This is a genomic window from Streptomyces jumonjinensis (assembly GCF_009600885.1).
GTDB lineage: Bacteria > Actinomycetota > Actinomycetes > Streptomycetales > Streptomycetaceae > Streptomyces > Streptomyces jumonjinensis.
Window position 1 is genome coordinate 1 of sequence record NZ_VCLA01000004.1, and the last position, 18,539, is coordinate 18,539.

The following is an 18,539-nucleotide window of genomic DNA, read 5'->3' on the forward strand; positions in this document are numbered from 1 at the left end:
AACGCCGCCCCCGCCTTCCACACCGCCAACTCCGCCACCACCATGTCCACCCCACGCGGCAGACACAGCCCCACCACACTCTCCCGACCCACACCCACACCCGTCAGATACCGGGCCAACCGATTCGAACGCTCGTCCAACTCCCCGTACGAGAGAACATCGGCACCACACCGCACCGCCACGATCCCGGGTGCGCGCTCCACCCGGGCCGAGAGGAGATCGAGAATCGAGCCCGGGTGGGCGTCAGACAGAGGTGAGCGGCGAGAATCAGGCATTGCGGAGTTCCCCACTGACTCGATGCGATGGTGAGCTTTCGCTGTGCAGGTGCGCTGCGGGCCTCATGCCCGCCGTTCTTCTCTCCCCGGCTCGGCCGGCGTCAGCCCCGGGGCGGCGGCCCGCCGTGCAGAGGCCCCGGGCCCTGAGCACCGGGGTAGGGTCCCGGCCCGCCCGGATACGGCCCAGGGCCGGGAGGACCGCCCGGGCCGCCCGCGAAGGGCATCCCGCCGGGGCCGCCGGGAAAGGGGCCGCCGGGACCAGGGCCCGGGCCGGGGCCCGGACCGCCGGGAAACGCGCCAGGAGGGCCCACCGGTTCGGGTATGCGTTCCGAGGACTCGGGAGCGGTGGCGGAGTGCTGCCCGTTGCCGTTGACCGAGGCCCGGCCCTGCCCGGCGAACTGGGTGCGGTGCAGTTCCGCGTACAGCCCTTCGAGTGCCATCAGCTCCTCATGGGTTCCGCGCTCCTGGACCCGGCCCTTGTCGATGACGAGGATCTGGTCGGCGTCCCGGATGGTGGAGAGCCGGTGCGCGATCACCAGTGAGGTGCGCCCTTCGAGCGCCGTCTTGAGCGCGCGCTGAAGCGCTGCCTCCGACTCCGAGTCGAGATGCGCGGTGGCTTCGTCCAGAACGACGATCGGCGGGGCTTTGAGCAGTAGTCGCGCCATGGCGATGCGCTGCTTCTCCCCGCCGGAGAGCCGGTATCCACGGTCTCCGACCAGGGTGTCGAATCCATCGGGGAGCGATTCGATGAGCTTCCAGATCTGTGCCGCCTTACAGGCGGCCACGAGATCCTGCTCGGTGGCGCCAGGGCGGGCGTAGGTGAGGTTCTCCCGGATCGTGCTGTGGAACAGATGTGCGTCCTGGGTCACCATGCCGACGGTGTCGCGCAGCGATTCCAGGGTCAGATCGCGCAGATCGTGGCCGCCGATGCGGACGGTTCCCTCGACCGGGTCGTAGAGCCGGGGAACGAGCTGGGTGATCGTCGTCTTGCCGGCTCCGGACGGGCCGACGAGAGCGGTGAGCTTCCCGGCGGGCACGGTGAAACTCAGATCACGCAGGGTCCACTCGTCTCCGACGCGTTCCTGCATCGGCACGGCGATGGATTCGAGAGAGGCCAGGGAGATGTCCGCGGCCTTCGGATAGCGGAAGGACACCCCGCTGAATTCGATGTCGGGGGACCCGCCGCCAGCGGTATCGAGGGCCAGCGGGACGGCGCCGGGCTTCTCCGCGATCAGCGGCTTGAGGTCGAGCACCTCGAAGAGCCGGTCGAAGCTGACCAGCGCGGACATGACATCGGCCTGTGCGCTGGAGAGCAGATTGATCGGGGTCAGCAGCCGGGTCATCAGCGTGGCCAGCGCGACGAGTGTGCCGATCTGGAAGGCGTTCTCGATGACGAGTCCGCCGCCGAGCCCGTACACCGTCGCGGTGGCCAGGGAGCTGAGGAGCAGCATGGAGATGGGCAGCATCTTCACATAGACCGCGGTCTGTACGCCCAGGTCGCGGCCTCTGCCCGCCAGCCGGGAGAAGAGGCGGTTCTCGTGCTCCGGTCGCCCGTACAGCTTGGCGAGCAGCGCTCCGGTGACGTTGAAGCGCTCGTTCATCAGGGAGCCCAGCTCGGCGTTGATCCCCATGTGCTGTCGCATGACGCGCTGGAGACGGCGGCCGACGATCTTGCCGGGCAGGATGAAGAACGGGAGCAGTACCAGGGAGATCAGGGTGACCGCCCAGGACAGATAGAACATCGCGATGAGGACGAAGAGCACGGTCAGCGCGGAGGAGACCACGGTGGACAGCAGCGAGGTGACGGCCTGCTGAGCGCCGATCACATCGTTGTTGAGCCTGCTGACCAGGGCGCCGGTCTGGGCCCGGGTGAAGAAGGCCAGGGGCTGGCGCTGCACATGGTCGAATACCTTGGTGCGGAGTTCGTAGATGAGCCCTTCACCAACACGGCCGGAGAACCATGCCTCGGCGAAGCCGAGATAGGCGCCGACGAGTGCCAGTCCGGCGACGGCAATGGAGATCCATACCACGACTTCGGTATTGCGTACGGCGATACCGTCGTCGATGAGGTACTTGAAGAGCACAGGCGTCGCGACCGTGATTGCGGCGTTGAGCGCGGCGATGACCAGGAGAATCCCTATGCTCAGCCGGTAGGGCTTGGTATAGGGGATTATTCGTTTTGTTGTGCCGGGGGTGACTTCTTGCTTGCCCGTGGGCGCGTCAGGCCCCGGCCCGCGCATCATCGGCCCCGGGCCACCGATCATGGCCACAGTTGCCTCCTTGCTTCGTCGTCGCTGTCGGGCGGGGTCGGCTAGCCGGCGGCCTTGGCCTTGTTCATCTCGTCGATGAGGCTCTGGGGACGCATGTCGGTCCAGTTCTCCTCGACGTACTCCAGGCATGCCTTGCGGGTGTCCTCCCCGAAGGCGACCCGCCAGCCGGCCGGAACGTCCGCGAAGGCGGGCCAGAGCGAATGCTGGTTTTCTTCGTGCACAAGTACGAGGAAGGTGCCGTTTTCGTCGTCGAACGGGTTCGCCATCACAACTCCCATCAATTTCCCTTGCCGGATCGCACCTCACGGTAGCGGGGCGTATGGGGGCGGGCAACGCTCGTCATCCATATCCCTGTCCAACCATGAATTCCGACACTTGGACGGCAATTGACAGATTGGTTTGGCGATTATCCGGAATAGCAGTTCGACGTGAACTCGCCGTGGCCGGTTCTGGGGCGCTGGATCCGGACATGGGTCCTCCGGATGAAACCCTGAGGAAACCCGGGGTGGTAGATCATGGACGAGCTTGTCAAGGTGTTTCGTGTCCAGAGTGCGCGGTCCCGCTCCGAGGGGCGGGCCGGCCGGCCGGAGTCCGGGGAGACGCCAGTGGTACGCGGTGGAGCGAGGGGGCGCAGGTGCGGGTGCTCGTAGTGGAGGACGACGAGGAGATGGCGCAGACGGTCGCCGTCGGTCTGCGCCGTGCGCAGATGGCCGTCGATGTGACGTTCGACGGCGAGGAGGGGCTGGAGCACGCGCTGTTCAGCGATTACGACGTCATCGTCCTGGACCGGGATCTGCCGGGGATGCACGGCGACGATGTGTGCGCCCGGCTGATCTCGGCCGGGTGTCGCAGCCGGGTGCTGATGCTGACGGCGGCGGCGACGGCGGAGGATCTGGTCGACGGGCTGAGCCTGGGGGCCGACGACTATCTCGCGAAGCCGTTCGATTTTCCGGTGCTGGTCGCGCGGATCGGCGCGCTGGCACGCCGTGCGCATCCGCTGGTGCCTCCGGTGGTCCGCCATGAGGATCTCGTGGTCGACACGGCCCGGCGCACCGCGAACCGGGGCGGCAGACAGCTGGATCTCGCGCCCAAGGAGTTCGGGGTTCTGGAGTTGCTGCTGGCGTCCAGGGGGCGGGCGGTGTCCGCCGAGGAGCTGCTGGAGCGGGTGTGGGACGAGGCGGCCGATCCCTTCACCAGCGCGGTGAAGATCACCATCAGCCGGCTGCGCGCCAAGCTCGGGGAGCCTCCGGTGATCGAGACCGTGCCCAAGCGCGGCTACCGGATCTAGAGGAGAACGGTCATGTCTGTGTTCGCCCGGCTCTCCCGGAGGCTGCTGCGTTCGGGGCGGCCCCGCGGCAGTGTGCGGCTGCGGCTGACTCTGCTGTACGGGGGGCTGTTCCTGGCCTCCGGGGCGGCGCTGCTGGCACTCACGTACTGGCAGGTGGCCATCAAGATCAGAAGCGCCGCCGCGGTGGACTTCCACGAGGCGCCGGCCGTGGCGGGCGGCAAGGACCCGGCCGAGGCCCTGGAGCCGACGCCCGGGAACACACGGCGGGCGCTGGTCGACGACAAGGCCGCGCTCCTCGACGATCTGCTGAACAGATTCGGAATCACTCTGGCGGTCATGGTCGTGGTCTCGATCGCGCTGGGCTGGATCGTCGCGGGCCGTATATTGCGGCCGCTTCAGACCATCACCGCCGCCGCTCAGGAGATCTCCGCGACCAGTCTGCATCAGCGGCTGGATCTCGACGGCCCGGCCGATGAGCTCAAGGAGCTGGGCGACACCTTCGACAGTCTGCTGAGCCGTCTTGAATCGTCCTTCGAGGCGCAGCGGCGGTTCGTCGCCAACGCCTCGCATGAGCTGCGGACGCCGCTGGCCCGTCAGCGGACGCTGGGGCAGGTCGTGCTGGCCGATCCGGACGCGACCGTGGAGTCGCTGCGGGCGGCGCATGAACGGATTCTGGCGGCGGGCGCTCAGCAGGAGCGGCTGATCGAGGCGCTGCTGACCCTGGCGCGGAGTCAGGGCGGCATCGACGTCCGTGAGCCGTTCGATCTGGCGCGGCTGACCCAGGAGGTCATCGACTCCCGGGAGGTCGACGCGGAGCAGCGGGCCGTGGTGTTCCTTCCGGCGGTCTCAGCGGCGACGGCGGCCGGCCATCGCAATCTCACCGAGCGCCTGATCACGAATCTGGTCGACAACGCGCTGCGGCACAATGCCCGCGGCGGCCGGGTGGATGTGACCGTGGGGACGGTGGACGGCCGGGCGACGATCACGGTCGCCAACACGGGCCCGGTGGTCCCGCCTGATCAGGTCGCCCGGCTCTTCCAGCCGTTCCAGCGGCTGGACGCCACGCGTGCGGCGCGCACCGAGGGTCTGGGGCTGGGGCTCTCCATCGTGCAGGCGATCGCCTATGCGCATGACGCGACCGTGACCACCCGGGCCCGGCCCGAGGGCGGGCTGACGATCGCGGTGGCGTTCCCTTCGGTGAGCGAACGGCCGGTGCCGCCGCGGGCTGTGCCGGAGCGGGTGGCACCGTCGCCGGGTGTGCCGGAACGAGTGGTGCCGGAGCGGGTGACGCCGTCGCCGGGTGTGCCGGAGCGGGTCAACGGGCGAAGAAGTCGATGATCGCCGAGTTCACCGCGGTGGGGCGCTCCAGATAGCCGTAGTGGCCGCAGCCGGGGATCTCGGTGTAGGCGGCGCCGGGGATGGCCTCCGCGACCTCGCGCGACAGATACGGCCGTACGACGAGATCGTCCGCGAAGCCGATGACCAGGCAGGGGCGGTCGATCCGCCGGTATGCGGGGAGCCGGTCGGGGATCAGCTCCAGGCCGAGCTGGTTGCGGACGGCCGCGGGGTCGAGGGGGGACATCTCGAAGACGGTGAGCCAGTCCTGGAGCTTCTCCTCGTCGTTGAGGGTCCGCGGGGACAGGTTCTGGAGCGCGTGTGTGTACGCGGCGTACCGCGGCGGGATCTTCGAGCCGCTCTCGCTGAGTTCGATGTCGCCGGCCGACATGGCGGTGATGAGCGCGTCGGCCCGTCCGCCGCTGGCCATCAGCACGGCCTGGCTGATGAGCTCGGGGCGGGCGAGCAGCAGCTCCTGGAGGATGATCCCGCCCAGTGAGGTGCCGATGACGCGGCAGGGGCCCTGGCCGAGGTGTTCGATGAGGGCGGCGAGGTCGGCGGCCATGTCATCGAGGGTGAACCCCTCCGGGCAGAGGTCGGTCGGCGGGATGCCCCGGTTGTCGACGGTGATGACCTGATAGCCGGCTCTGCGCAGCGCGGGGACCTGGTGGGTGCGCCAGACGCGTCCGGGGGCGCCGGTTCCGGTGACCATGACGACGGGTTCGCCGGAGCCGTAGACGTCGTAGCCGAGGTTGATCCCGTTGATCTGGGCGACCGGCATCGTGATGTCCCTTTCGTATGTCGTCTTCGTATGTCGTCCAACCGTCCGGTCCCCTCGCTTGGACACCAGGCTGTCGGGCTCAGCGTCCCGTCCATCGCGGGTCGCGGCGCTCGGTGAACGCCCGTACTCCTTCCGCCGCGTCGCTGCTGAGACGGCGGCGTTCCTCCCATGCGTAACGGGCGGTGAACGCCTGTTCCAGCGGCATGTCCACCGAGGCCAGCACGGCTTCTTTGATGGCGCGGACGGAGAGCGGTGCGCTGCGCACCAGGTCGTCGGTCCATTCCCCGACACAGGCGTCCAGCCGGGCCGCCGGTACGACCTCGTTGACCAGGCCATGGCGCAGGGCTGTGGCGGCGTCGAGCCGGCGGCCGGTGAGCAGATGGCCCATGGCGGTCTTCAGCGGCAGCTGCCGGGCGAGCCGGAACGCGCCTCCCGCGCCGGGGACGAGTCCGAGCCTGGCCTCGGGCAGACCGAAGACCGCCTGTTCCGACGCGATGATCAGGTCGCAGGCGAGGGCGAGTTCGAAGCCGCCGCCCAGGGCGTAGCCATGGACCCGTGCCAGCACCGGTTTGGAGAGGGTGAAGCGGTCGGTGAGCCGGGGCCAGCCGGGCTGGCCCCGGCTGCCGAAGGTGGTCAGGGGCGCGCCCCGCTCATCGAGCCGGGCGCGTTCCTTGAGGTCCTGTCCTACGGAGAAGGCCCGGTCGCCCGCCCCGGTGAGCACGGCGACGCGTATCTCGTCGTCGGCTTCGACGTCGTCCCAGACATCGGCGAGTTCCTCGTGCATCCGCAGATCCATCGCGTTGAGGACTTCGGGACGGTCGAGGGTGATGTGCGCGACGTGGTCCTTCTTCGCGTAGCGCACCCGGGTGTGTGCGGCGGTCATGTGAGGCGGGCTCCGAACCGGCCGACCTTCTGGATCACGTCCTCGCCGTAGATCCGCAGGGCCTGTTGGAGGGCGAACTCGGCCATATAGGCGCGGAATGCCTCGGGGGGCTCCTCGGCGAGGTTCAGCATGCGCCGGTTGGCGATGACCGCTTCGCCGTCGAGGCGGGCGAGGGCGCGTTCGATGGCGTCGTCCATGCCGTCGGGTTCGACGACTTCGTCGACGAGGATCCGGGCGTCGGGCTCGCTGGCCCGGATGCGGCGGCCTTCGAGAATGATCTGCCGGGAGAGGCGCGGTCCGGTGAACCGGCTGAGGCGGAAGTTGGCGACTCCGGGGATGATGCCCTCCTTCGCGGCGGGCAGGCTGAGGAACGCGTCGGCCGAGGCGAGCACATGGTCGAAGACGAGCAGCAGTTGAGCGCCGCCGCCGATGGCGAATCCGTCCACGGCGGCGACCCATGGTTTCTCGATGTGCGGCGAGTGCCAGCGGCCGGGCTGGTCGACGAGGATCCCTCTGATCAGCTTGTGGATATAGCCCAGTTCGCGCCGGAGCAGAAAGTCGACCAGGGAGATGTCGCCCGAGCTGAGATTCTTGAGGTTGATGCCGGCGCTGAACACCCGCCGGCCCCGGTAGCGGGGGTGGCTCATCTCCCCGCCGCGGAGCAGCCCGGCGTGTACGGCGGGGTCGAGGAGGGCGAGATCGACGGCGGTCTCCATGTCGTCGACCTGCTGGTCGTCCTCGGCGTTGAGACGGTCCTCCCGGCACATCGTCAGCCGTGCGACGCCGTTGTGGCGTTCGATGCGTACGGCTTCCATCTCCACGATGCCGGTCCGGATGAACTCGGGCAGCAGGCGTACGGCCCTGGGGGTGGGACGGAGCATGGTGTCGAGGAGGTGCCGGCCGGCCAGGGGGGATGAGAGGACCGCCCGGAGAAAGATGCCCTGATCGATCTCGTGGCCTTCCTTGTCGGCCTGGGGCAGGGCGCGTTCGGCCGCGAGGCGTTCGGCGGACGGCAGCAGGCCGGGGAAGGCGACGGCGGCGGCCTCGACGAGTTCGGCGAGCCGCAGACCGAGGGTGCGGCCCTCGGTGAGCTGGTCGTACACCGCGTCGGCGTGTGCGTCGAGATACTGGGTGCGCAGCGAGCGGGCCACGTCCTTGGCTCCGGCGGCGGCGGCCCGCTGCTGGGGGGAGCGTTCGCTCGGCCTGGGCAGTACGGCCACGGTGTCGTCGACCCGCTGGGTGGCCGCGATCAGGCTGGGCCAGACGGCGGGTGCGATGGTCGGTTCGGGCAGGGTCGTGGTCATGAGGGCTCCTCGGCCGTCGCCCGGCGCAGCGCTCGGTCGCAGGCGGCGAGGTGGGGGCCGATGGCGTCCTCGAAGCCGGTGGAGGTCGCGTCGAAGAGGAGCTGGCGTCTGATGGCGAGCTCTTTTCCGTTCAGCCCGGTGACGCGTTCCGCCGTGGCGGCGAGGACGGCGTCGGGGTCGTCGGCCACATCGTCGGCGATGCCCAGGGCGAGGGCCTCGGCGGCGTCGATGGGCAGGCCGAGGAGCACGGCGCGGCGGACCCTGGCGGCTCCGGCCTGCTGGACGAGGCGGAACGCGGCCATTCCGGGCCAGGTGGCCGCGGTGTCCGAGACGACGAGCAGCCGGGTGTCGGGTGCGGCGATGCGGAAGTCGGTGGCGAGGAAGGCGTCGAGCGCGGCGCCGCCGCAGTCTCCTCTGGCCACGGCGAGGGTGGGGGCGGGCAGCCGTTCCAGGCGGCGCAGGGTACGTTCCCACTTGGTGACCAGGGCGACGTCGAGCCCGCTGGTCCAGCCGTCCTCGGGTGCGCCGGTGACATGGACGGCCACGACGGCGGGGGTGGGCCGGTCCTCCGTCTCGTCGCAGAGTGCGGCGAGGGCTTTCACGGACTGGGCCGACAGCGGCGCGGTTCCGTCGATCTTCAGTGTGATCATGTTTTCTGTCAATCCCCCGGCTGTCACCATCGGACCAGTGCTGTCTCTATCGTCGACCCCGGTCCCATGGTCATCAGGACGCCATAGTCGCCGGGTGCGGTGATCTGTTCGTCGAGGAGCCGTTCGTAGGAGAAGAGGAACGAGCCGCTCGACACATTTCCGTAGTCGCGCAGTACGCCGACGGTGTGCCGCAGATCGTGCCGGGTCAGTCCGAGGTTGACGATCACGGCGTCGATGACTTTCTTGCCGCCGGAGTGGACCAGCCAGTGTTTGATGTCGCTGCGGCGCAGTCCGGTGCCCTGGAGCAGCCGGTCGACGGTGAGTTCGGCGTGCGCCCCCACGACATAGGGGATCTGCGGGTCGAGGAAGAAGCTGAACCGGCCCTGGTCGCGGTCCCAGTCGTAGCGCATGGCGTCGAGGGCTTCGGGGATGATGCAGCTGGCGAATTTGAGGACGCCGGGGCCTTCGGGCGCGGCGTCGGTGCCATCGGCGGCGGCGTCATCAGCGGTTTCGGCTTCGGCGGTGAGGGCGATGGCTCCGGCTCCGTCGCCGAAGAGGCTGTTGACGACCGCGGTCCGCATGGTGGAGTCCATGGCGTATGCGGCGGAGCACGCTTCGGCGCAGAGGACGACGGCGAGTTCGCCGGGGTGGGCGGTGGCCCAGCCGCTGACGACGCCGAGGGCGTTGAGGCCCGCGTTGCAGCCCATGCCGACGATGTCGGAGCGGCTGCAGTGCCGGTCGATGCCGAGCTCCCGGATCAACAGGGCGCTGAGGCCGGGGGTGAGGAAGCCGGTGGAGGTGACACAGCACAGATGGCGCAGATCGGAGAGCTCGGCTCCGGCGCGTTTGAGGCAGGCGCGCAGGGCTTCGGCGCCCATCTCGATCGCGAGGGCCTTGTGCTTGTCGAGGAGGTCGCCCTGTGGTTCGGAGAGGCGTAGGCCGTCCGGGTCCTCGGGGGGCAGGGTGAGATGGCGGCGGTCGATGGCGCTGTTGAGGAAGACGCCGCGGATCTTCGGGTCGGTGATGCGGAAGGTGTCGAGGACTTCCCGCTGGGTGTAGGACGTGGGCGTCGCGGAGGTGCCCACTCCGACGATCCTCGGAACCAGGGGCCGGTACGCGTACGGTGTGCCGGCGGCCGGGCGGCCGGTGGCGAGGTCGTCGGCGCCCGGTATCGCCGGACGGTCGATGCTGATGGTCATCGGAAGGTCCACCCCCACATGCGCGGTCTGCTGCGCGGTCGTAGCGCGGTGCTGGTCACGTGCTTCGCCTTTCTCATGGAGAGCCGAAGGGTCGGTGTGCTGGTGCGGCCGGCCACCGTCCTGTCCCGCCCGGCCATGACGGATCGGGTCGGGAAGGGTCGGGACGGCGGCCGGTGCTGGGGCGGCTAGGCCGCTTCTGATGGATCTTGCTGGGCTCGCGTGCCCTGGCACCGCGCCCTGATCCAGCCTGATCCATCAGAAACGCCCTAGGTCTGGGGCTCCGTGCTCAGCGCCGTGATGAAACGGGCGAGCCGAGCGGTGCCTTCTGTGATCTCCGCCGGGGTCAGATAGCTCGTGGACAGCCGGATGGCGTGGTCGCCGCCGGCCTGTGGATAGAAGTACTTCATCGGCGTCCACAGGACGCCGAATTCCTGTGCGGAGCGGGTCAGCGTCTCGTTGTCGGCCGGGAAGGGGACATGGACGGTGAGGAAGAAGCCTCCGGTGGGCTCGTTCCAGCCCACCCCGAGCTCGGCCCGGCGCTCGGCGGGCAGATTCCGGTCCAGTTCACGGAGGGTGGCCCGCATGGCGTCGCCGTAGTACTCGGCGGGGCGGGCGTTGAGCTCCGAGAGCCGTCCTCGCGCGGAGAGCAGCGCGCCCGCCACGGCGGCCTGGCTCAGGGAAGAGGTGTTCACCGTGACCATGCTCTTGATCTTGGCGAGTTCATCGGCGAGGAGGCTGGTGGCGCCGTTCTCGCCGGTGACTCGCTGGTCGGCGACGACGAAGCCGACGCGGGCTCCGGGAAATATGGTCTTGGAGAAGGAGCCGAGCTGGATGACGCGGCGGTCCCGGTCGAGGGATTTGAGCGACGGCAGCGGGGTGCCGGGGCTGACCAGCCGGTAGGGGCTGTCCTCCACGATGAGGAGGTCGTGGCGGGCCGCGAGGTCGAGCAGTTCGACGCGGGCCCGCATGCTCATGGTCGTACCCGAAGGGTTGGAGTGGTCGGGTACGACATAGAAGGCGCGGGGGCGCCGGCCGTGTGCCCGCTCGCGCTCGATCGCCGCTTCGAAATCGGCGCAGGAGACACCGTCCGCCCGCTCTTCGACGGCGCGCACCTCGGTGTCGAGCAGCAGGGCGGCCCCCGTGATCCCGACGTAGCAGGGGCTGGAGACGAGAAAGACGTCGTCGGGGCCGGTGATGAGGGCGCGGAGCACCAGCAGCATGGCTTCCTGGGCGCCCACGGTGACCACGATCGACTCCGCGGGCACATCGGTGTTCTCGTCGGCGCGCAGCGAGTCGGCGATGATCTCGCGTATCTGGCCGGCGGTGGGCCCGTACTGGTACATGGCGGTGCGTACGGCCTGCGGGGAGAGGCCCTGCCCGGTGAGATGGTCGAGGTAGGCGCGGATGTGGGTGACGATCTGCTCGGTGTCGAAGAAGCCGTCGTAGGGGCGGCCGGGTGCGAAGGAGATCGCGTCGGGGTAGCGCTGGGTGACCTCGTTGAGGAAGTTCATGGTGTCGAGGACGGGGTCGCCGACGCTGGTGTGCAGATCGCTCTTGCGCAGATCGCCGGTGCGGGGCGGGTGGGCGGCTTCCCGCGCCGGGGGGCCGGTGTCCGGTTCCCGGGCCGGGGTGCGGCCGGTGCGCAGCAGGCCGGGGTCCGCGTCGGCGGCGGAGCCGGTGCCGGTGAACACGAGCGCGGCGCGCAGTTCGCGTACGACTTCGTCCAGCACCGCGCCGACGCCCTCGCGTCCGGCGACCAGGAGGCCGTCCAGGACGGGGCGTTCGAGGAGGACGGCGTCCGCGCCGGAGGCGAGGGAGACCAGTACGTCGGCGCCGCGGCCGATGCCGCCGCGCAGGAGTACCGGGCAGCGTCCGGCGACGGTCGCGGCGATGGCGGGGAGCGTGTCGAGGGTTTCGGCGACGATTCCGTCCGCGCCCGACCGTAGTGCGCGGGAGGCGTCCTCGGGGGTGCGTACTCCCGCGATGAGCAGGGGCAGCGGGCAGACGGAGCGCAGCCATTCGACGCCGGGCCAGTCGACGGTGTGGTCGAGCAGTGCCGAGGGGTCCGCGAAGGGGCCGTATCCGCCAAGGTCGGCGAGGGGGCCGCCGCTCGGGGGGCGGATGGGGACGTCCTCGGCGAGGTTGACGGGTACGGCCCCGGGTGCGAGCCGGGCGTGCTGCTGGGGGCCGAGGGTGAGGACGACGGCCCCGAATCCGGCGTCCTGGGCGCGGGAGACGAGCCAGCGGGCGGCGCCCCGGTCGCGGAAGAGACGGGTGTGCAGCCAGAGGGGGCCTTCGGCGGCGGCGGAGAGCTCGGCGAAGGTGCGTCCGCTGAACGCGCTGACGACGACGGGGAGTCCGGCGGCGCGGGAGGCGCGGACGACGGCGAGTTCGCCTTCGGGCCGGAAGAGCCCGGCGAGGGGGCCGACGACGAGGGGGGCGGACCAGGTGCGGCCGAGGATCTTCGTCGCGGTCTCGGGCGGCCCGGGGGGTTCGGCGGGGCCCTGTCGCAGACCGGTCCGTTCGAGGATCTCCCGGTTGCCGGCCGATGCGCGTTCTTCGGCGGCCAGGAATTCGGCCTGCACGGCGTCCCGGCCCTCCCGTGCCAGGCGCGCATAGTCGTCGAGACTGTGTGCGGCCATGAATTTTACCCCCGGCAGTCAATGAATTGCTGCTAATGGATTACCGGACGCCAGGATCACATGGGTGCCGGGGGGCCTACAACGCCGTCCAACCGGGCGGGGCGTTCACTTGGACATGCCCGGGCGGCGATGACATCACCGTGTTTCCTTGTCATCCTCCATTCGGGGCGCGTCAGCCGCCATTCGGGAAGCAGGGCAGGTCGGTGAAGGCGAGGAGTTCCGCGGGAAGATCGGAACGGCTTCTGACCTTTAGCTTGCGGTAAATCTTGGTGAGATGCTGCTCGACCGTGCTGACGGTAATGAATAGCTGGAATGCGATCTCGCGATTGGTGCAGCCGGCGACGGCGAGCGCGCCGACCCGGCGTTCGGCGTCGGTGAGCTCGGCGAGCGCCGGTCCGCCTCCGCTGTCGTCGCCCGTGCTCTCGCCGGGGGCGGCGGTGCGGTAGGGGGACGGGGGGCCGGTGCGGGCCGGTGCCGGCGGGGTGTCCCGTACGGTCGCGCGCTCCTGCTGCCGTTCGGCCGCCGGGAATCGGCCGGGGTAGGCCATCGGCGCGGGCGCGCGCTTCGCGGGGAGCGATCCGTCCGGCCCGTCGCGCGGCCCGCTCCGTCCGCTGTCCGGTCCGCCGCGTGCTCCGCGCGGGGCGCCGTTCGATCCGCCGGGTCCACCGCGTACTCCACCGGGTCCGCCGCGTGCTCCACCAGGTCCGCCGCGTACTCCGCGCGGGAGGCCGCTGCGGTCATGGGTGTCGAGGGTCGCGTCCATATCGGCCTGGGCGCGGCCCAGTTCGAATTCGTCGCCGCAGTCGGCGAGGATCCGTATCGCCTCGGTGAGCAGCGACTGCCGGTCCGGCGCGGAGCTGATCGCGGCGAGCCGGCGAAGGGCGATCCCCCGGGCGCGGGAGCGTCCGTCGCCGAGGAGGGAGAGCTGTTCCTCCAGCAGGGTGCGTGCCCGGCCGGGCTGTCTCATGGCGACGAGCGCGGCGACGGCGTCCTTGCGCCAGTCGGCGAGCTCCGGGGAGTCGGTTCCCCACTGCCGCATCAGATCGCCGCAGGACTGGAAGTTGGTGAGCGCGGTGTGCGGGCGTCCCATGGCCAGGTGGTAGCGGCCGAGCGCCTGGAGGTAGGGCAGGGCGAACGGCGTGTCGAACATGACGGGCGGGACGGCGGTGTTGAGGTAGGGCATGACGGCGTCGAAGTCGCGCCGTTCGGTGGCGGCGCGGACCGCGAGCGCCAGTGGCAGGCCGACGACGACTCCCCAGCCCGCGGCGGTGACGACGTCCAGCGCGGTGTGCGCGGACTCCCCGGCGGTGACGGGATCGCCCTTGCGCAGGGAGGCCGCCGCTTTGATCGTCTCGAACATCGCGCGGCGCATCGGGACGCGCCGTGTCCAGGGCTCCGCGAGCAGCCGGTCGGACCACTGGACCGCCTCGTCGAAGCGGTGCGTCTGGATGAGGAGGACCAGCGCGAACAGCGTGGGAATGAGCGGGCTTGCGGCGTCGGCGCCGTGCAGGACCTGGTCGGCTCCCTGGGACTCGTCTCCGCCGCCGCTCAGGGTCGCCGACACGTTCAGCAGGGTGAGCAGGGAGACCGGGCGGGCGGCGGCGGTGTGCGGTAAGGGGGCGTCGCCCCCGGCTCCGGCTGCCGGGCTCTCCCGCGCCAGTCCGGGGTACATGAAGGACAGCCAGAGCCGGCCGATCTCGACGTCCACCGGCGAGGCGACCCAGGGCGGGTGCGCCGGGGCGGGTCCCGCTCCGCTCTCGATGATGCTGAGGAGCGCGTCGGCCTGGGTGAAGTCGCCCCGCCACATGAGGTGTTTGACGGGGACCATGGCGTCGGCGCCGGTCAGAACCCCGGAGCTGACAAGATGGCTCATATAGGGCAGATAGCGGGTGGCTTTGACGGGGTCGATGAGCCACTGGGCCTCGGCGAGCGCCGCCGCGATATGGGCTCCCTTCGCGGGGTCGTCGCAGATGCCGGACGCGTGGCGCAGATAGTCGGCGGTCCGGGGGGCGTCGCCCGCGTCGAGCGCCTCGCGGGCGGCCTCACGGAGGATCTCGACATGCCAGGAGGACTGGGTCTGGCCGTGGGTGGCCATGAGCTGTTCGGCGACTTCGCGCGCGGTCGCGCCGCTGGCGTGCAGTATCCCGGCGGCGCGTCCGTGCATGGCGTGCAGATCGTCGGGCGAGATGTCGGCGAGTACGGCCTGGCGCGCGCTGTCATGGCGGAACCGCAGCTGGGAGAGGAGGCCCGCGGAGTTGAGGTCGGCGAGGCCGCGGCGTACGGAGGTGGCGTCGATGCCGAGGAAGTCGCCGATCAGCACGGGTGAGGCGGATTCCCCGAGCACGGCGAGGACGCGGGCGGTGGCGAGCATCGAGGGTTCGCAGCGGTGCAGACAGCGCAGAAAGGCATGGCGGAAGGATTCACCCGGTTCGGGGGCGCCGGGCGCCGTGCCATCGCGGCCGGGGCGCCGGTCCTCGGTGGGAGCGTCCTCGACCAGGGCGTTCAGCAGCAGCGGATTGCCTCCGCTGATCTCGGCCCATCGCTGGACGCGGTCGGCGGCGGGGGCGGCGCCGAATCGGCGGGTGAGCTGATCGGCGGTGCCCGAGACGGTGAGGGTGCCCAGCCGGATGCGGTGGCAGTAGGGCAGATGGAGGGTCTCGGCGTGCAGGGTCGCGAGCTCCCGCTCGTGGCAGGAGCTCTCGTTCATCACGATGAGGACGGCCGAGGTGTCGATCCTGCGGATCAGATAGCGCAGGCACTGGAGGGACGGCTCGTCCGCGAAGTGCACATCGTCGATGCCGAGGACGAGAGGGCCGCGGTCGGCGAACTCGCTGATGGACCGGCTGATGCGCTGGAGGAGTCCCAGGGGGATACGGGGGGCTCCCTGCTGGTCGTCGGCGGACACGGTGACGTCGACCTCTTCCGCGGCGAGCGGGTCCGCGGTCATTCCCGCGGCGCGAATCGCGCTCACCAACTGGTCGATCAGGCCGAAGAGATGAAGACGTTCGCTCGCGGACGCGGTCACCGATAGGAAGAGACCGCCATTCTCCTTCACCCGGCTGGCGAATGTCTGGAGCAGCGCGGTCTTTCCACAGCCGACGGAACCGTTCGCGAGGACTACCGCGCCTTTGCCGCGGACGCACCCTTCGTACAAACGGTCGAGCAGTCGCAGTTCCTCGTCTCTTTCACTGAACTTCACAGATCCCCCCGTACGTTCTGTGCGCTCTCTGCGCTTCTGACCTGCAACGATCGGACTTGTGGGGGGCAGATCTGGACGTCGCCCGGACAGAAACACATCTCAGAACAGGGTACCGAGCCGAACCAGCGCATGCGGGCTCTTTTCGGCCACTCGGGAGAGGACACATCGGCGATTTTTAGACATCACTCGAATGGGTTACGCGTGGGATGAGGCGAAATACCGTGGCAGGGGAATGGAGATTCGGCCAGCTCCGCCTCAGGTCCGGACAGTCGGGAGTGCCGGGCCTTCTTCATATTGGTCAACATACGCACCATTTGCCCATCCAGCGTCCCATCCTTCGGCCGCCAGTCGTGCCACGGTCCGGCCGGCGGCGCGGGGCGCGACGGCGAACCGCACGGCGAGCCCTTCCCGCCCGGCGGGCCCGCACTCCTCGACGATCGCGTCCGCGGCGTCGACCCCGAGGTCCGCGACGGCGGCCAGCAGCCGGGGCAGTTCGCCGGGCCGGTCCGCGAGGGTCACCCGGATGTGCGCGCCGTGCTCCGGCACGCCGGGGCCCCGGCCCCGGATCTCGGTGAGACCGGCGATGCCCCGGTCCAGCAGATCCACCATCGCGCGCATCCCGTGCGCCCGCTCCCGGCCGTCCGGCCGGGCGAGCGCGTCCAGCGCCGCGACCAGCCGGGAGAGATCCTCGTGCAGCTCCCTCACCACCCCCGCCACGGCCGTCGCGTTGGACTGGAGGATGTCGCCCCACAGCCCCGAGTCCCCGCCCGCTATCCGGGTGACGTCCCGCAGCCCCTGGCCGGCGAACCGGGCCACCCCCTCCGGGCCCCCGGACAGCCGTGCCGCCATCAGGCTGGCGACGAGATGCGGCACATGCGAGGTCAGCGCGACGGCCTCGTCATGGGACGCGCTCTGGGTGACGACCGGGACCGCACCGCAGAGCGCCACCAGTTCACGGGCCCGGCGCAGCGCCGTGTCCGAGGTCAGCGGGGAGGGCGTCAGCACCCAGGGGCGGCCCTCGAACAGAGCGGCCCGGGCCGCCAGCGGGCCCGAGCGCTCCCGCCCCGCCAGCGGATGCCCTCCGATGTAGCACGACGGATCGGGCGCCAGCCGCAGCGCCGCCCGCTCCGGCCCCGACTTCACGCTCGCCACATCCGTATAGCAGTGGGCGAGCCCGCGCCGCTGCTGCTCGGCGAGCACCGGTCCGACCTGGCTCGGCGGCACGGCGAGCACCGCCAGATCCACCGGCACGGCCGGGGCCCGCGCCCGCCCCGCGCCCAGAGCCGCCGCCGTCCGGGCGGCCACGGGGTCCCGGTCGGAGAGGAACACGGTCACTCCCCGGCGGCAGGCCGCGAGCGCGATCGATGTTCCGATCAGTCCCGTGCCGATCACTGAAATGGCGCGGATCAAGATTCCTCACCCCGTTCTGAAAGCGTCGCTCATTAAGGTCGCTCAGCAAAGAGATTTATCCGTCTAACCGTTCACGTCCATCTGTCTGTCTAACCGTGCAGACATTGGGTTAAGTGTCCATTGGCCAGACGGAAGTAGCGGGCTCTACAGTTCCAGAAACTCGGTTCTTTCCCGGTTGGGGGACTTTCATGAGGGATTTGTCAAAAGTCACTGACCCGCTCGCCGATCTCTCCATCGACTACGTCGAGATATACGTCGCGGACCTGGAGTCGGCGGCATTCGACTGGGTCGACCGGTACGCCTTCACCGTGATCGGCACCGGCGGCTCCGCCGAGCACCGCAGCATCGCCCTGCGCCATGGACAGACCACCCTGGTCCTCACCGAGGCGACCTCGGACCACCATCCGGCGTCGGCCTACGTCTCCTCGCACGGTGACGGAGTCGCCGATATCGCGCTGCGCACCGCCGATGTGGAGGCGGCGTTCAGCGCGGCGGTCGGCGGCGGCGCGCTGGTGCACCGCCGGCCCACCCGGCACGCGGGCGGCGGCCCGGAGGTCACCGCGGCCCTCAAGGGCTTCGGGGACCTGGTGCACACGCTGGTCCAGCGCGCCCCCGGCGAGGAGCCGGGGCTGCCCGCCGGATTCGTCCCGGCGCTGCGGGCGGACGGCGACCGGGCGGACGACGTCGGCCTGGTCGACATCGACCATGTCGCGGTCTGTCTCTCCGTGGGCGATCTGGAGCCGACGGTCGAGTACTACGTGGGCGCTCTCGGGTTCCGGAACATCTTCGAGGAGCGCATCGTCGTCGGCAGGCAGGCGATGGAGTCCAAGGTCGTCCAGAGCCCCTCCGGGGCCGTGACCCTGACGCTGATCCAGCCCGACCCCACGGCGGATCCCGGGCAGATCGACGAGTTCCTCAAGGGTCATCAGGGTTCCGGCGTCCAGCATCTGGCGTTCTCCTCACCGGACGCCGTGCGCTCGGTGCGTGCGCTGAGCCGCCGCGGTGTGGGCTTCCTCAAGACCCCGTCGGCCTACTACGACCTGCTCGGCGAGCGCATCGAGCTGGCGGAGGAGCGGCTGGAGGATCTGCGGGCGACCCATGTGCTCGTGGACGAGGACCACGGAGGGCAGCTCTTCCAGATCTTCACCGCTTCGAGCCACCCCCGGCACACCCTGTTCTTCGAGGTCATCGAGCGACAGGGCGCGGCGACGTTCGGCAGTTCCAACATCAAGGCGCTGTACGAGGCCGTGGAGCTGGAGAGGGCCGGCAAGCGTGGGCTCGGTCTCTGATCCGGTCGCCGCCG

Annotated in this window: 14 protein-coding genes; 3 read left to right on the top strand and 11 right to left on the bottom strand. The window is 70.1% G+C overall.

Going from position 1 to position 18,539, the window contains the following annotated elements:
• From FF041_RS00415 to FF041_RS00425, 3 genes are all read right to left on the bottom strand, one after another.
• Positions 1-275: AMP-binding protein (locus tag FF041_RS00415; protein ID WP_153520496.1), on the bottom strand; the 275-nt coding region annotated here is incomplete at its 3' end.
• Between the two features lie 101 nt (positions 276-376).
• Complete coding sequence (locus FF041_RS00420; RefSeq protein ID WP_153520553.1) at positions 377-2,539, bottom strand: ABC transporter ATP-binding protein; 2,163 nt, start codon at positions 2,537-2,539, stop codon at positions 377-379.
• 47 nt (positions 2,540-2,586) lie between these two features.
• Positions 2,587-2,811 carry an MbtH family protein gene (locus tag FF041_RS00425; protein WP_153520497.1) on the bottom strand — a complete coding sequence of 75 codons (225 nt, stop codon included), beginning with the start codon at positions 2,809-2,811 and terminating at the stop codon, positions 2,587-2,589.
• A 368-nt stretch (positions 2,812-3,179) separates the two neighbouring features.
• Between FF041_RS00425 and FF041_RS00430 the strand changes: the two genes are divergently transcribed.
• Together FF041_RS00430 and FF041_RS00435 are read left to right on the top strand one after the other, a co-directional pair.
• The gene (locus FF041_RS00430; RefSeq protein ID WP_323390849.1) at positions 3,180-3,833 is read left to right on the top strand and encodes a response regulator transcription factor; all 654 of its coding nucleotides are present in this window, start codon (positions 3,180-3,182) and stop codon (positions 3,831-3,833) included.
• 12 nt (positions 3,834-3,845) lie between these two features.
• Complete coding sequence (locus FF041_RS00435; protein ID WP_228387938.1) at positions 3,846-5,171, top strand: sensor histidine kinase; 1,326 nt, start codon at positions 3,846-3,848, stop codon at positions 5,169-5,171.
• On the opposite strand, the gene FF041_RS00440 is transcribed toward FF041_RS00435, so the two are convergent.
• The 8 genes from FF041_RS00440 to FF041_RS00475 all read right to left on the bottom strand — a co-directional run bounded on the left by FF041_RS00440 (position 5,149) and on the right by FF041_RS00475 (position 17,233).
• On the bottom strand, positions 5,149-5,949 hold the full coding sequence (locus tag FF041_RS00440; RefSeq protein WP_153520499.1) for an alpha/beta fold hydrolase: 801 nt from the start codon (positions 5,947-5,949) through the stop codon (positions 5,149-5,151). The two genes, FF041_RS00435 and FF041_RS00440, sit on opposite strands and share 23 nt — an antisense overlap.
• A gap of 79 nt (positions 5,950-6,028) precedes the next feature.
• Positions 6,029-6,832 (bottom strand): enoyl-CoA-hydratase DpgD, encoded by an 804-nt coding sequence (dpgD, locus tag FF041_RS00445; RefSeq protein ID WP_153520500.1) that lies wholly within the window; start codon positions 6,830-6,832, stop codon positions 6,029-6,031.
• Positions 6,829-8,136, bottom strand: coding sequence for a (3,5-dihydroxyphenyl)acetyl-CoA 1,2-dioxygenase DpgC (dpgC, locus tag FF041_RS00450; RefSeq protein WP_153520501.1), 1,308 nt, complete (start codon positions 8,134-8,136; stop codon positions 6,829-6,831). Before dpgC ends, dpgD begins: the two co-directional genes overlap by 4 nt.
• Entirely contained in the window at positions 8,133-8,786 is a 654-nt protein-coding gene (dpgB, locus tag FF041_RS00455) for an enoyl-CoA-hydratase DpgB (RefSeq protein ID WP_228387939.1), read from the bottom strand. Before dpgB ends, dpgC begins: the two co-directional genes overlap by 4 nt.
• A gap of 23 nt (positions 8,787-8,809) precedes the next feature.
• The gene (dpgA, locus tag FF041_RS00460) at positions 8,810-9,985 is read right to left on the bottom strand and encodes a 3,5-dihydroxyphenylacetyl-CoA synthase DpgA (protein ID WP_153520503.1); all 1,176 of its coding nucleotides are present in this window, start codon (positions 9,983-9,985) and stop codon (positions 8,810-8,812) included.
• Between the two features lie 266 nt (positions 9,986-10,251).
• Complete coding sequence (locus FF041_RS00465) at positions 10,252-12,627, bottom strand: aminotransferase class I/II-fold pyridoxal phosphate-dependent enzyme (RefSeq protein WP_153520504.1); 2,376 nt, start codon at positions 12,625-12,627, stop codon at positions 10,252-10,254.
• A gap of 172 nt (positions 12,628-12,799) precedes the next feature.
• Entirely contained in the window at positions 12,800-15,826 is a 3,027-nt protein-coding gene (locus FF041_RS00470) for a helix-turn-helix transcriptional regulator (protein WP_194291882.1), read from the bottom strand.
• Positions 15,827-16,081: 255 nt separating this feature from the next.
• Entirely contained in the window at positions 16,082-17,233 is a 1,152-nt protein-coding gene (locus FF041_RS00475; RefSeq protein WP_407698091.1) for a prephenate dehydrogenase, read from the bottom strand.
• A gap of 200 nt (positions 17,234-17,433) precedes the next feature.
• On the opposite strand from FF041_RS00475, the gene hppD reads away from it, so the two are divergent.
• On the top strand, positions 17,434-18,525 hold the full coding sequence (hppD, locus tag FF041_RS00480; protein WP_228387940.1) for a 4-hydroxyphenylpyruvate dioxygenase: 1,092 nt from the start codon (positions 17,434-17,436) through the stop codon (positions 18,523-18,525).
• Positions 18,526-18,539: the final 14 nt, after the last annotated feature.

Bases quoted from the DNA above. Each gene is read 5' to 3' on its own strand.
- FF041_RS00435 (WP_228387938.1), top strand. From the start codon at position 3,846: ATGTCTGTGTTCGCCCGGCTCTCCCGGAGGCTGCTGCGTTCGGGGCGG.
- dpgB (WP_228387939.1), bottom strand. From the start codon at position 8,786: ATGATCACACTGAAGATCGACGGAACCGCGCCGCTGTCGGCCCAGTCC.
- dpgC (WP_153520501.1), bottom strand. From the start codon at position 8,136: ATGACCACGACCCTGCCCGAACCGACCATCGCACCCGCCGTCTGGCCC.
- FF041_RS00420 (WP_153520553.1), bottom strand. From the start codon at position 2,539: ATGATCGGTGGCCCGGGGCCGATGATGCGCGGGCCGGGGCCTGACGCG.
- dpgD (WP_153520500.1), bottom strand. From the start codon at position 6,832: ATGACCGCCGCACACACCCGGGTGCGCTACGCGAAGAAGGACCACGTC.
- dpgA (WP_153520503.1), bottom strand. From the start codon at position 9,985: ATGACCATCAGCATCGACCGTCCGGCGATACCGGGCGCCGACGACCTC.
- FF041_RS00440 (WP_153520499.1), bottom strand. From the start codon at position 5,949: ATGCCGGTCGCCCAGATCAACGGGATCAACCTCGGCTACGACGTCTAC.
- FF041_RS00465 (WP_153520504.1), bottom strand. From the start codon at position 12,627: ATGGCCGCACACAGTCTCGACGACTATGCGCGCCTGGCACGGGAGGGC.
- FF041_RS00425 (WP_153520497.1), bottom strand. From the start codon at position 2,811: ATGGCGAACCCGTTCGACGACGAAAACGGCACCTTCCTCGTACTTGTG.